The following is a 13610-nucleotide window of genomic DNA, read 5'->3' on the forward strand; positions in this document are numbered from 1 at the left end:
TGCCACCGTGCGTCACCGCAAACTACGCCGCCCCCGGCGCCGGATACGTCACTTCCAGCAACTCCAGTTCCTGCTCTCCCTGCGGCGTGTTGAGGGTGATCACGTCGCCTTCGCGCGCCTTGGTGATGGTGCGGGCCATCGGCGAGACCCAGCTGATCTTGCCGTTCAGGGGATCGAATTCATCGATGCCGACGATGGTGATGGTGTGCGTTTCGCCGTCACTGGTACGATAGCTGACCGTGGCGCCGAAAAATACCTGGTCGTTGCCATGGTGTACGCTGGGATCGACGATGGCGGCGAGGTCCATGCGCTTGGTCAGGAAGCGGATGCGGCGATCGATTTCGCGCAAGCGCCGCTTGCCGTAGATATAGTCGCCATTTTCCGAACGGTCGCCGTTTGACGCCGCCCAATGCACGATGCGCACCACTTCCGGGCGGTCGACGTCGATCAGCTGCAGCAGCTCTTGCTTGATGCGCTCGTAGCCGGCCGGCGTGATGTAGTTCTTGGCGCCGGCCGGAATGGCCAATGCCAGTGCGACCGCTTCCTCATCGTCGTCGTTGTCGGATTCTTTTACAAAGGCTTTATTCATCTGCCTATTGTAGCCCCGCCAGCGTGCCACAGGCGCACCGGATGCCACGGCAGGCGGGCTTTTTTGACGTATCATCGAGGCAATCGCAGTCATCGCGGCCAACCTGCGCCGCACACAGAAACGGATGAAAAAATTCTACAGAGTCAGGCGTTGGCTGTTCGCGCCACTGGTCTACCTTGCCGCCATCTTCCTGCTGATCGAAGAATGGCTGTGGGTGACGGGCGCGCGCATCATGCAGGTGGTGGCGCAATTTCCGCCCCTGCAAGCGCTGGAGGCCTGGATCAAGCGCCTGCCGCCGTACTGGGCGCTGGCCGTCTTCATGCTGCCGGCCGTGCTACTGTTTCCCGTCAAGCTGCTGGCCCTGCTGGCGATCGCGCGCGGCCATGCGCTTTACGGCATCGGCGTGATCTTCATTGCCAAGCTGGGCGGCGCGGCCGCCGTGGCGCGCCTGTACAGCCTGACGCGCCCTGCCCTGCTCAGTTTGCCGTGGTTTGCGCGCTGGCATGGCCGCTTCATGGAAACCAAAGAGCGCTGGATCGCCCGCCTGCGCGCCACGCGTCCGTGGCGCCGCGTCAGCCGCCTGTCGGGCGCGCTGGGCCGCGCCCGCCGCGCCTGGTGGCAACGCTTGCGCAAGGGTGCGCCAGGCCGGCATCAGTCCCGACCGGCCAGAATACTGCGCCGCTTCGCCGCTTTTTGGCGTGCCCGCCGCAGATAAAGAAAGGCAATGCCATGCACGATACTGCCTGCCTAGCCCCCGCCATGCGCGCGGCGACGCCGGAAATTTACTTGTACGACGCGAGCAGCTTGCAATTGCTGGACGCCAATGATGCCGCCTGCGCCAACTTGCAATATGCACGCACGCAATTGCTGGCGATGACACCCTTCGCCCTGGCGCCGCAGCTCGACGCGCAACAACTGGCGGCCGTGCTGGCCACCCTCGATGACGGCATCGGTGCGCAAGCCCAGCTGCACGTTCAGCAGCGCCGCCGCGATGGCAGCCTGTATTCGCTCAGCCTGCAACTGTCGCGCGCCAGCCACCATGGCCGCGCCCTGCTCCTGGCCGAAAGCGAAGACTTGCGCACGCCACAGGCAACGGCCGCCGCCCTGGCGCAGGTGCAGTCGCGCTTTAACGCCATCGTCTCGAATACGCCGGGCCTGGTATACCAGTTCTGCCTGCATGCGGATGGGCGCGCCGCCTTCCCCTACCTGAGCGATGGCTGCCAGGCCTTGCTGGGTTTGGCCCCGGCACAGCTGCACGCGCGCCCGGAACTGTTTTACCAGCTGATCCTGGCCGACGACCGCGCCGCCTATCTGGAGTCGATGCAGGCCTCAAAAACCGCCTTATGGAGCTGGAACTGGGAAGGCCGGATCTGGATCGATGCCTGGAAAGATGTCAAATGGATCAACCTGCGCTCCACGCCGCGCGCGCTGGCCGACGGTACGGTGCAGTGGGAAGGCATCATGACGAATATTAGCGAAAGCCGGCTCGAACAAATCGAAGTACGCCAGTCGCGCGCGCGCCTGGCCGAACTGACGGCGCATATCGACAAGGTCAAGGAACACGAACGCACACGCCTGGCGCGCGAATTGCACGATGACCTGGGCGGCAATTTGACGGCGATCAAGATGGCACTGGCCATGCTGACACGCCGCCTGCCCGCGGACGACCCGCTGCTACAGGAAAAGGCCGACTATCTCGATGCCCTGGTCGACCGCAGCATCGATGCCGTGCACCGCATTTCGCTGGACTTGCGCCCCTCCATGCTGGACCTGGGACTGGTCGCCGCACTGGACTGGCAGGTGAAAGAGTTCGCGCGCCAGGCCGGCATCGAATGCCAGTTCATGTCGAACCGCCAGCATATCGAACTGGAACTGGACCAGGCGACCAGCCTGTTCCGCATCGCCCAGGAGGCGCTGACAAATATCGCCAAGCATGCGCAGGCCAGCAAAGTGAGCGTGCGCCTGGCCCGGCAGCGCCAGCATTTGCGCCTGACCATCGCCGACAATGGCGTCGGCACGCGGCTGTCTGACCGCGCCAAGCCGCAATCGTTCGGCATCCGCGGCATGGCTGAGCGCGCCAGCGCGCTCGGTGGCACCCTGAGCCTGACGGATGGGCCCGATGGTGGCACCATGCTGAGCATAAAAATCCGGCTGAGCACGCCGCGAGAGGCGATAATAGCGGCCGCAGCCAGCACACCAGCGCAAAGCGGACCGCCCTAAGGCTACGGGGTTGCCGCCGGGCGCAGAGATTCAGATAGGAAACAACGCAGTTATGAAAGAAAAAGCCACCATCCGGGTATTCATCGCCGACGATCATGCGATCGTGCGCGAAGGCTTGAAACAAATCCTCGCCGACACGCGCGACATCGTCGTTGCCGGCGAGGCTGAAAATGGCCACGATGCCATCAAACTGTTCCGCGCCTCGAAATGTCAGGTATTGCTGCTCGACATTTCCCTGCCCGACCGCAGCGGCATCGAGGTGCTCAAGCAGATCAAGAAGGAAAAGCCGGAACTGGCGGTGCTGATGCTCTCCATGCACCGCGAGGACCAATACGCGATCCGCTCGCTCAAGGCGGGCGCGGCCGGCTACCTGACGAAACAGAGTGCGCCGCGCGAACTGGTCACGGCCATTCGCCAGGTGGCGCAAGGTTTGAAATACATCAGCGCCTCGCTGGCGCAGGAATTGGCCAACACGGTAGGCGAAGACCATGAAACGGCATTGCACGACACCTTGTCGGACCGCGAATACCAGACGCTGGTCATGATCGCCTCGGGCAAGGCGGTGGGCGTTATCGCCGAAGAGCTTAAATTATCCGTAAAAACCGTCAGCGAATACCGCGCCCGCTTGTTGCTCAAGATGAAACTCAAGAACAGCGCCGAACTGACGCATTACGCCATACGCAATCAGTTGGTGGATTGACGAAAAAGTTGACGACACAGCGGCATGCCCGCTGGCATCGGGCGAATTGACAGGCCTTTTCCTTGCTTCTCGCACAATAAGTTCTTTGCCAACTCGCCTATCATGAGGATAATGAGAAATATCTGAAAAGGCTGCGTCTATATGTCCAGTAAATTGCCACCTTCACCAGCAAGCGTCCCCGCTGGCGCCACGCATACCGCCGCCGCTGCGGTGATGAATCCGGCCGATATCGCGCGCGAGGCGTTTCGCCGCCTGGCCACGCGACGCATCGCCCCTACGCCCAACGCCTACCGCGACATCTACAACGAGATCGCGGGCATCAGCGAACCGGCCGAAACGCCAGGTGCGCCTGCTGCGGTGCTGGCCGCCAGCGCCCCGCTTGACGGCGGCGCAGAAAACGTCCTGACGCAGTTTGCCGCCAAGATGAGCGAATCTGCGGGTGAACTGGGCGACTTTGGCAGACGTTTCCAGCGCGCCCTCAAAGCGCGCGACTGGGACAGCTATGCCCGCACGCTGGCGCAGCTGGCGGAAAAACAAGTCAAAAAAGGCGGCGGCATCGAATTGCCGCCCCTGCCGGACGGCGAACAGACGCGCACCCTGCGTGAATTGCTCAGCCGCACCCTGGGCTTTGCCGTTGCCACCTTGCTCACGGGCACGCCCGCGCTGGTGGAAGAGGCTGAATCGCTGGGCGCGGCCATCAAGCTGGCGCATACGGAAGAGGCGCTGAACGAAGCGGCGCTGCGCTTAAAGCAGCTGTGCTACCAGATCGAACTCAAAAGCGGCGATACGGCCGAACAGCAGGAATTGCTGCTGCGCCTGTTCAAGTTACTGCTCGACAACGTCAGCCAGTTGCTCGACGACGACAGCTGGTTGCGCGGCCAGGTCGATGCCGTGCAAAACCTGATCACCGGCCCGCTCGACCAGCGCGCGCTGGAAGACGCCACGCGCAGCCTGAAAGAAGTCATCTACAAACAAAGCCAGCTCAAGCACAGCCTGTCCGACGTCAAGCTGACGGTGAAGAACATGATGATGACCTTCATCGACCGCCTGGGGCAAGTGGCGGCCAGCACGGGCGACTTCCATGAAAAGATCGGCGGCTATTCGGAAAAGATCAGCCAGGCGGAAAATATCAGCGAACTGAACAGCGTTCTTGACGAAGTCTTGCGCGAAACGCGCATGGTGCAGAACGAAGCCTTGCGCGCCCGCGACAAAATGGTGCTGGCGCGCCAGGAAGTGCAGGATGCGGAACAGCGCATCCACAACCTGGAAGCGAAGCTCCAGCACATGAGCGAACTGGTGCGAGAAGACCAGTTGACGGGCAGCTTGAACCGCCGTGGCCTCGATGATGTATTTGAGCGCGAAACGGCGCGCTCCGACCGCCGCGGCACGCCGCTGTGCATCGCCATGCTGGACCTCGACGATTTCAAGCGCCTGAACGACACCTATGGCCACCTGGCCGGCGATGCAGCCTTGAAACACCTGGTCAAGATCGTCAAGGAAACCCTGCGCTCGATGGACGTCATCGCCCGCTTCGGCGGCGAGGAATTCCTCATCTTGCTGCCGGAAACCACGGTCGAAGCAGCCTCATCGACGATGACGCGCTTGCAGCGCGAGCTGACCCGGCATTTCTTCCTGCACGACAACGAAAAAGTCTTGATCACCTTTTCCGCCGGCGTAGCCCTGCGCCAGCCCAACGAAGAACAGGCCGAACTGGTCAAACGGGCCGACCGCGCCATGTACCAAGCCAAGCAGACGGGCAAGAACCGGGTGGTGGTGGCCGACTAAACGGCAACTTGCAGGCTGTCACACGCTACGCCCACCCTACGGTGGGTTTTTTTTTGCCTGCGCCCGGCCTGGGAGTACGGCGGCGCTGGAGCGGCCGACATGCCCCCCCCTGTGGCAATCTGAACATCGCGAACAATATTTCTTATATTTAATTATTTACACCCCTAAAGTTTAGTCAAAGCGTGCCGTCTACGCGTCCTCGCTTATGACAACTTGAGGGGCAATACAAAAAATATACTCGCTTCATTTTCCTAAACTTTACATGAGCCACTCCGTTAATGAATATAACTGCGGTGTGAGTGTCCCGGAAGGCAGGGGCAGACCAAGGTACAAGGCACATAGCCAAAACATATAGTAAGGAGCTTCAAAATGGCCTCAGTCATCAATACCAATACCTCGTCACTGAATGCGCAACGCAACCTGAGCACATCGCAGTCCGCCCTGTCCACATCATTGCAACGCCTGTCTTCGGGTTTGCGCATCAATAGCGCTAAAGACGATGCTGCTGGCCTGGCTATTTCCGAGCGTTTCACCTCGCAAATCCGCGGTCTCGATCAAGCCAAGCGCAACGCCAACGACGGCGTGTCGCTGCTGCAAACGGCCGAGGGTTCGCTGGCTTCGACGGGTAACATCCTGCAGCGCGTACGTGAATTGTCGGTGCAATCGTCGAACGCCACCAACTCGGCAGGCGACCGCAAGGCAATCCAGGCTGAGGTAGGCCAGTTGCTGTCGGAAGCCGACCGCATCTCGCAAACGTCGGAATTCAACGGCTTGAAACTGCTCGACGGCTCGTTCGGCACGGCATCGTTCCAGGTCGGCGCCAACGCTGGCCAGACCATCCAGGCCACGACCGCCAACTTCCGTACCAGCAACTACGGCAACAACGAGGCAACCAGCGCCGCACCGACCACGATCACCGGCGGTACCGCCTACAGCGGCGGCACCTTCGACATTCAAGGTCTGCAATCGGCAACGATTACGGCCAAGACAACGGACACCGCGCAATCGCTGGCAGCGACCATCAATGGTTCGACCGACAAGACGGGCGTGACGGCAACGGCCAAGACCGAAGAATCGGCCAAGTTTGTTGCGGGCAAAGTGTATTCGCTGGCAGTCAACTCCGACAACGCTACCGCCGCCAACGTCACCTTCACGGTCGGCGCAGCGCTCAATGCATCGGGCTTGGCCTCGGCAGTGAGCGCCTTCAATGACGTGTCGTCCACCACCGGCGTCACCGCCAAGTTGAACGATGCCAACGATGGCCTGGTGCTGACCAACGCTTCCGGCAATAACATCACGCTGAAAAACAACAGCACCGATGCCGGCTCGCTCGTGACCGCGGCGTCCATCGACTCGGCTGGCGCGGTAGGCACCACGGCCTCGATCGGCACTGGCGAGACAGCAAAGACGATGGGCTATATTTCGATGAACTCCGACAAGGGTTTCTCGCTGGGCAATGTCACGGCAGGCAACGGTGTTGTCGCCGCCTCCGCCAGCCTGAAATCGGTGGCCAGCATCGATGTATCGACCGTCAAAGGCGCTAACGATGCGCTGAAGATTCTCGATTCGGCCTTGTCGAGCGTCAACAGCCAGCGCGCTTCCTTCGGCGCCTTGCAGTCGCGTTTTGAAACGGCTGTGAGCAACCTGGAATCGACCTCGGAAAATCTGTCGGCTTCGCGTAGCCGCATCCAGGATACCGACTTTGCGGCGGAAACGGCCAAGCTGACGCGCGGCCAGATCCTGCAACAGGCTGGTACCGCGATGCTGGCCCAGGCCAACTCGCTGCCTAACGGCGTGCTGTCGCTGCTGCGCGGTTAATCACCGCCAAGTAGCACCGTAGCTTAGCCCTCCCCGGCCGGTCAGATGACGCATCTTGATCTGCCGGGGATTTTTCTTTAGAGGACAACATCATGGATATCCAGGCAACAGGCGGCATGCCAGCCGCACTGCAGCAGCGCGGCGCGGTCACGTCAGGCGGCACCACTGCCCCCAAGCCTGCAGCGCCAGCGCCAGCGCCAGCGACCACGGACAGCAAGCCCGCCGGCAAGGCCACTAGCAAGGAAGACGCGCAGTCCGAGCTGAAAGAGGTCAGGCAGGCCGTCAGCGACATCAACAAAGCCATGCAGTTCATGTCGCGCGAACTGGAGTTTTCGGTCGACACCGACAGCGATCGCACCGTCGTTAAAGTGATCGACCAGCAAACGCGCGAAGTCATCCGCCAGATGCCCACCAAGGAAGCATTAGAAATCGGCAAGGCCCTGGAAAAAGTGCAAGGCTTGCTGATTCGGCAAACGGCGTAAGCGCCCCCCTTCTGTCACCGCTTTGTGCATAGGGCAAACAGGCGGCCAAATACCCCTCTAAAGTACGGATGAAATGTGCCGTTAACTGGTTATATTCATGCATTCCCTAGGAGGTCATTGTGGCTGTTTCATCCCTCAGTACTGGTGGTGTCCTTGATGTAAATGGCCTGGTCAGTCAACTGATGGCCGTGGAGAGCCGCCCCTTTGTCGCCATGCAGAACAAAGAGAAGGCCATCACCACCCAATTATCGGCCTATGGCACCCTGAGCGGCGCCGTCGGCGCATTCCAGACCACCGTCACCGCCCTGGCCGACTCCTCGAAATACAAAGTGGCCAATGCCAGCTCTTCCGACATCACCATCCTGACCGCCACGGCGGGCAAGGATACCGTCAAGGGTAACTACAGTGTCAATGTGAGCCAACTGGCACAGGCGCAAACCGTCAGCGCCGCCGGACAAGTCAGCACCAGCGCGCTGATCGGCTCTGGCGCCAGCACCGTGCTCACTTTTGACTTCGGCAGCGTCACGGGCGGCACCCTGGCCGACGGCAAGTATACGGGGGCCACTTTCGATCTCGATGCGACGCGCACGGCGCGCACCGTCACCATCGACGGCAGCAACAACTCGCTGCAAGGCATCCGCGACGCCATCAACAAGGCTGGCGTCGGCGTGACCGCCAGCATTATTTCCGACGGTAGCAGCACGCCGAACCGCCTGGTGCTGACCTCGGACAAGAGCGGCGAAACGTCGAGCATGCGCGTTTCCGTCGCTGGCGACCAAGACTTGAGCGATTTATTGTCCTACGCGCCGAACGGTACGCAGAACATGAAGCAAAGCAATGCTGGCCAAAATGCCAAACTGACCGTCAATGGCGTAGCCATCACCAGCCAGACCAATAGCGTCGACAACGCCGTGCCGGGTGTCACGATGTCGGTGCTGAAGATCGGCACCAGCAATGTCGGCATCAGCACGGACACCTCCGGCATCAAGACGGCCTTGAACAATTTCGTCAAGGCCTACAATGAGCTCAATACGACCATCACCGGCCTGACGGCCGTCACGCCGGACCAGAAGCAGGGTGCGGCGCGCACGGGCGGCCCGCTGGTGGGCGACTCGACCGCGCTGAGCTTGCAGGCGGGCTTGCGCAAGATGTTTGCCAGCAACGTGCCTGGCTTGTCAGGCAGCGTGACAAGCCTGAGCCAGTTGGGCGTCGCCTTCCAAAAGGATGGCACACTCAAGCTCGATACGGGCAAGCTGCAAACGGCCATCGACAAGAATTCGGAAGACGTCATCAAGCTGCTGGCCACCTCCGGTTCGACCACCGACAGCCTGGTCAGCTTCGTCAGCTCGACCAGTAACTCGACGGTTGGCACCAAGCCCATCTCGATTTCCAAGCTGGCCACGCAAGGCACCCTGGTGGGCAGCGCGCCAGCGGGCCTGAACATCATCGCCGGCGTCAACGACAACCTCTCGATGACGATCAATGGCGTCAGCAGCAAGGCCACGCTGGTGCCGGGCGCCTACACGGCGGAGAGCCTGGTCAGCCATCTGCAGTCGCTGATCAATGGCGCCTCCGGCAGCACCGACAAAACTGTCGGCGTGACGGTCAAGCAGGAAAACGGCATCATCAGTATTACCTCGAACAAATATGGTACCGCGTCGAAGCTGGAAATTACCGGCAACGGCGCCGATGGACTGTTTGGCAGCCCGACCATGACCACCGGCGTGGACGTAGCGGGCACCATCGACGGCGCCGTGGCCGTCGGCAGCGGCCAGACCCTGACCGGTTCGCCAGGCTCCGGCAGCGCCGGCATTGCGGTGCTGGTCAACGGCGGCCAACTGGGCAGCCGGGGCACGGTGAACATTTCGAAAGGCGTCAGCGCGCTGTTTGCCAGCACTACCGACAGTTACCTGGGCACGTCGGGCCTGATTCAAAACAAGAATGATGGCTTGAACAAGAGCATTTCCGATATCACCAAGCAGCGCAGTGCGCTCAATAGCCGCCTGACCCTGACCGAAGCGAGGCTGCGCAAGCAATACAGTTCGCTCGACGTGAAGCTCAGTTCGATGAACAGCACCACCAATTATTTGACTCAGCAACTGGCGAAGCTGTCTTAGAGCTAATCAATATCCACTAGAGGAAAACAAATGTTTGGATCATCAAACAAAGGCGCGCAATCCTACGCCAAGGTTGGCCTGGAAACAGGCATAGGTGCCGCGTCCCCGCACAAGCTGATCGCCATGCTGTACGACGGCGCGCTGGTAGCCGTGCTGAGCGCGCAGATGCACATGAAAGCAGGCAATATCCCTGAAAAGGGCAAGTCCATTTCACGCGCTATGCAGCTGATCGACCAAGGACTGCGCGCCAGCCTGGACAAGAATGCGGGCGGCGAGATCGCCGAAAACCTCGATGCGCTGTATGAATACATGGGCGCGCGATTGCTGACGGCGAACCTGAAAAATGACTTAAGCATCCTCGATGAGGTACAACGCCTTTTGACCGAACTGCGCGACACCTGGAACGCCATAGGCACGCCTTCCGGCATCAATATTGCCGCTAGCGATGCATCTGTTACCCGCATCTCCAACTATGCGAGCGCCTGATCCATGATGACGAATCAAGAAGTCCTGAGCACCTACGAAACCATGCAGTCGCTGACGGGTCAGATGGTCACCGCCGCCAGCAACGCCGACTGGGACGCCCTTGATGCGCTGGAGCAGCAAGTGAGCGCGCATGTGGCAACACTGAAAGCGAATGAAGAAAAGGTCGTGCTGGAAAGCGCCGGCCGCCAGCGCAAGGTCGCCCTGATCAAGCAGATCCTGGAAGACGACCGCAAGATCCGCGACCTGACCATGCCGTGGATGGCGCAATTGTCTAATCTGATCAACAGCACGGGCACCGAAAGGCGCCTGGCCAACGCCTACGGCGTCTAAACGCCCACGGGGCAAGGTCTTATATCATGTTGCCGAAGATGGATGCCATCGGCATGACGCCCCTCACTGCGGTCAAGGGCACGCGCCCGGCCGACAGCGTCGGCGACCCGCGCCAGGCCGAGTTCCAGCGTTCGCTGCAGGGCCTGATCGGCAAATCCATGCAAGGCCAGGTGCTGGCCCGCATGGGCGATGGCAACTACCTGGTACGCGTGGCAGGCACGCCGGCCCGCATGCAGCTGCCCGCCGGCGCCCAGCCGGGCACCGACGTTCCGCTGACCTTGATCGGCATCAATCCCCGTCCCTCGTTTCAGATAGGCAATAATCGCGACCAGCCCGCCAGCGCCCTGCTGACGTATGCCGACGCCGAAGCAGAACCCGCCGCCCTTGAAGCGCGCGGCCCCCAGGCCGGTGCGGCCGAAGCGGGCACGCGCGCCAGCAGCACGGCCGCCACCCTGCTCAGCCGCGCACCGCTGACACCAGCGAACTTGCTGCCCGCCCTGGCCGGCGACACGCCAGCACCAGAGCTGAGCACCACTGCGCGCGCTATCAGCAGCGTGCTCAGCCAGGCCGAAAGCGTACCCGGCGCACCGCTGGCGCTGCTCGGCAAGACGCCGCTGATGGCTAGGCCGGGGGCCGATCCGGCCCAGGTGGCGCAAAAGCTGCGCGACACGGTCGGCAGCAGCGGCTTGTTCTATGAATCGCACGTGGCCGAATGGGCCGAAGGCAAGCGCCCGCTCGCTTCGCTGCTGCTGGAACCGCAAATGCAAAAGGCGGCGCCGGGCGAGACGCCCAGGACGGGCACCGACCTGGCCTCGGCGCAGCTGATCAATTTACAGCTGCACACGCACGAACAGGCGCGCGTGCAATGGCAAGGCGAAGCCTGGCCAGGCCAGAAGATGCAGTGGGATATCAGCCAGGATGCGCCACAAGGCGGACAGCACGCGAGCCGCAACGGCGACGAGGAAGCGACCGCCTGGCGCAGCAATGTGCGCTTCCAGTTCGCCCTGCTGGGCGACTTGGCCGCGCACGTGCTCTTGCAGGGCGGGCGCGTGCACATCGAGTTGCAAGCGGGCAGCGAAGGCAGCGCCGACACCTTGCGCCAGCATGCGGCGCGGCTGGAAGCGTCGCTGGCGGCCGCCGGCTGGCCCCTGTCCTCCCTCAGCATCGCCAGCAAGCCGGCGGCGGCCGACGCGCCAGCAGCGGTGCCAGCGCAGATGGCCGCAGAAATGGCAACGGAGACAGCAGCAATACCAATAGCAGCAGGAGCAGGAGCAGGCGATGCCTGACGATACCAAGCGCAAGGTGCCGCAGACGGCCGTCGCCCTCGCCTACCAGAGCGGCACGCCGGCACCCAAGGTGGTGGCCAAGGGCAGTGGCCTGGTCGCCGACAAGATCATCAGCACGGCGCGCGAACACGGCGTCTTCGTGCATGAATCAAAGGAATTGGTAGCGCTGCTGATGGATGTCGACCTCGACCGTCAGATTCCACCGGGCCTGTATCGGGCGATTGCGGAACTGCTGGCATGGTTATATTATATTGAATCTGCGAATGGCGGACCGATCCCGCCGCCGCCCGACACCAGCGTCAACCTCACCGATACATAGACAGGCATCAATGCAAGCACATATTATGGATTCCGGCCTCGAAAACTGGCATGACTTTGAAGTCGAGTCGCGACGGGAAATCATCTCCTTGCTGCGCAGCATCAGCGAAAAGAACCAGCTGATCCGTATGCTGATCCACGGTGAATCCGATGTGTGCGTCACCTCTATCCTGGAAGTCGATGCCGAACGCAATATCGTCATCCTCGACCGTTCCGTGAATGCCGACCAAAACCGTCGCATGGTGGTCGCTACCGGCATCTCGTTTGAAACGTCGCTCGACAAGATCCGCATCCTGTTTGCCAGCCCCATGGTACAAGAGTGCAATTATGGCGGCACGCCCGCCTTGAAAATTGCCATTCCAGAAACACTGATCCGCTTGCAGCGGCGCGAGTATTACCGCATGAGCACGCCCGTGAGCAATCCCGTGCGCGTCTCGATTCCCCTGCCACCCTCGCTGGGCGGCGCCAACACCCTGTTTCCACTGGCCGACATCAGTTGCGGCGGTATCGCCATCCTGGACAATAAATTGATCATGGGCGAGACCATCGGCCGCGATTATCCGGGCTGCCGCATCGACTTGCCCGAGGTCGGCATGGTCACCGCCACCTTGCAAATTCGCAATTCGCTGGACATGACTCTGCTCAACAATAAGCTGAACCGTCGCCTGGGCTGCCAGTTCGTCGACCTGCCGCGCAGCATGCTGGCGCACGTGCAACGCTATATCACGCGGCTCGAACGCGAGCGCAATGCGCGCATGGCGGGGTTAGGTTAATAACCCAAAACGAAGACTGGGGTCGAACCCTGAGGGTTCGACCCCGGACCTTGCACTTGGGGTTGTCATGACTTAAACCTGCATATTCATGATCTCGTGATACGCAGAAACCAGTTTATTCCTCACCTGCACCGTGGCCTGGAATTCGATGCTCGATTTTTGCATCGACACCATCACGTCCGACAGGCTGACCTTTTCGTCGCCCATGGTAAAGCGCCGACCCAGCGCCGACGACGCTTGCTGCGCACCGCTGACGGAATCGAGCGCGCTCTTGAAGGCATCGGCAAAGTTCACCTTCGCCGCCGGCGCCTCGGTCTGGATCGCCGGTATTTTTGCCTCCGGCCGCGTGGCTGCCGACTTCAGTTGCGCGATCATCGCCTCGATCCTGCTGCTATCGATACCGCCTGTTTTCACTTTGCCTCCCGATTCTGGTCTGCTGCATAACTGTTCCTTGCCTGTTGCACCCAGAGAACAAAACTCTGGCTTGCAAGGCAACGACGGGTACAATAACTTCCGTCACATGTTGCCAGGGTTCCACAATACCAGCGCCAACACCAGCCGCTCGGCCGAGCAGGCGGCAAAAGCGCCTTCTGTTTGGACGATTGAAGCGCGTGACAGTGGCGGATAATTCTGCCTATCGCCCCTCCTCACGAGGAAGCGGACCCCGCGCATCACCCAATATCCGTCAAACCACGCGCCCTGGAAG

Annotated in this window: 15 protein-coding genes; 13 read left to right on the forward strand and 2 right to left on the reverse strand. The window is 61.2% G+C overall.

The features are described from left to right. Window positions 1–22 precede the first annotated feature (22 nt). A complete protein-coding gene (greB, locus tag H4V96_RS16345; RefSeq protein WP_070346416.1) occupies window positions 23–589 on the reverse strand; it encodes a transcription elongation factor GreB in 567 nt (188 codons plus the stop codon). Window positions 590–713: 124 nt separating this feature from the next. Between greB and H4V96_RS16350 the strand changes: the two genes are divergently transcribed. From H4V96_RS16350 to H4V96_RS16405, 12 genes are all read left to right on the forward strand, one after another. After that, window positions 714–1304, forward strand: a complete 591-nt coding sequence (locus H4V96_RS16350; RefSeq protein WP_010400730.1) for a hypothetical protein — start codon at window positions 714–716, stop codon at window positions 1302–1304. 14 nt (window positions 1305–1318) lie between these two features. After that, entirely contained in the window at window positions 1319–2809 is a 1491-nt protein-coding gene (locus H4V96_RS16355; protein WP_280721055.1) for a sensor histidine kinase, read from the forward strand. Between the two features lie 52 nt (window positions 2810–2861). Then, window positions 2862–3509: a response regulator transcription factor gene (locus H4V96_RS16360; RefSeq protein WP_010400733.1), complete on the forward strand. Its 648-nt coding sequence runs from the start codon at window positions 2862–2864 to the stop codon at window positions 3507–3509. Between the two features lie 213 nt (window positions 3510–3722). After that, entirely contained in the window at window positions 3723–5294 is a 1572-nt protein-coding gene (locus tag H4V96_RS16365; protein ID WP_196854877.1) for a diguanylate cyclase, read from the forward strand. Window positions 5295–5663: 369 nt separating this feature from the next. Further along, window positions 5664–7112 carry a flagellin gene (locus H4V96_RS16370; protein WP_010400736.1) on the forward strand — a complete coding sequence of 483 codons (1449 nt, stop codon included), beginning with the start codon at window positions 5664–5666 and terminating at the stop codon, window positions 7110–7112. 92 nt (window positions 7113–7204) lie between these two features. Further along, window positions 7205–7594, forward strand: coding sequence for a flagellar protein FlaG (locus H4V96_RS16375; RefSeq protein WP_196854762.1), 390 nt, complete (start codon window positions 7205–7207; stop codon window positions 7592–7594). A 119-nt stretch (window positions 7595–7713) separates the two neighbouring features. Further along, complete coding sequence (fliD, locus tag H4V96_RS16380; protein ID WP_196854761.1) at window positions 7714–9711, forward strand: flagellar filament capping protein FliD; 1998 nt, start codon at window positions 7714–7716, stop codon at window positions 9709–9711. Window positions 9712–9741: 30 nt separating this feature from the next. Continuing rightward, window positions 9742–10197, forward strand: a complete 456-nt coding sequence (gene fliS / locus H4V96_RS16385) for a flagellar export chaperone FliS (RefSeq protein WP_010400740.1) — start codon at window positions 9742–9744, stop codon at window positions 10195–10197. Between the two features lie 3 nt (window positions 10198–10200). After that, window positions 10201–10527: a flagellar protein FliT gene (locus H4V96_RS16390; protein WP_010400742.1), complete on the forward strand. Its 327-nt coding sequence runs from the start codon at window positions 10201–10203 to the stop codon at window positions 10525–10527. 26 nt (window positions 10528–10553) lie between these two features. Next, window positions 10554–11813 (forward strand): flagellar hook-length control protein FliK, encoded by a 1260-nt coding sequence (locus tag H4V96_RS16395; RefSeq protein ID WP_196854760.1) that lies wholly within the window; start codon window positions 10554–10556, stop codon window positions 11811–11813. Next, complete coding sequence (locus tag H4V96_RS16400; protein WP_010400745.1) at window positions 11806–12132, forward strand: EscU/YscU/HrcU family type III secretion system export apparatus switch protein; 327 nt, start codon at window positions 11806–11808, stop codon at window positions 12130–12132. The genes H4V96_RS16395 and H4V96_RS16400 overlap by 8 nt, the downstream gene beginning before the upstream one ends. A 25-nt stretch (window positions 12133–12157) precedes the next feature. Continuing rightward, on the forward strand, window positions 12158–12904 hold the full coding sequence (locus H4V96_RS16405) for a flagellar brake protein (protein ID WP_010400747.1): 747 nt from the start codon (window positions 12158–12160) through the stop codon (window positions 12902–12904). 72 nt (window positions 12905–12976) lie between these two features. Here H4V96_RS16405 and fliE read toward each other — a convergent pair whose 3' ends face one another. Further along, window positions 12977–13279 carry a flagellar hook-basal body complex protein FliE gene (fliE, locus tag H4V96_RS16410; protein ID WP_010400749.1) on the reverse strand — a complete coding sequence of 101 codons (303 nt, stop codon included), beginning with the start codon at window positions 13277–13279 and terminating at the stop codon, window positions 12977–12979. Here fliE and H4V96_RS16415 point away from each other — a divergent pair. Continuing rightward, window positions 13176–13532 (forward strand): hypothetical protein, encoded by a 357-nt coding sequence (locus H4V96_RS16415; protein ID WP_261980981.1) that lies wholly within the window; start codon window positions 13176–13178, stop codon window positions 13530–13532. The genes fliE and H4V96_RS16415 overlap by 104 nt on opposite strands. Window positions 13533–13610: the final 78 nt, after the last annotated feature.

Origin of the sequence: Janthinobacterium sp. CG_23.4 (assembly GCF_029892305.1) — a bacterium.
Classification (GTDB): Bacteria; Pseudomonadota; Gammaproteobacteria; order Burkholderiales; family Burkholderiaceae_D; genus Janthinobacterium; species Janthinobacterium lividum_D.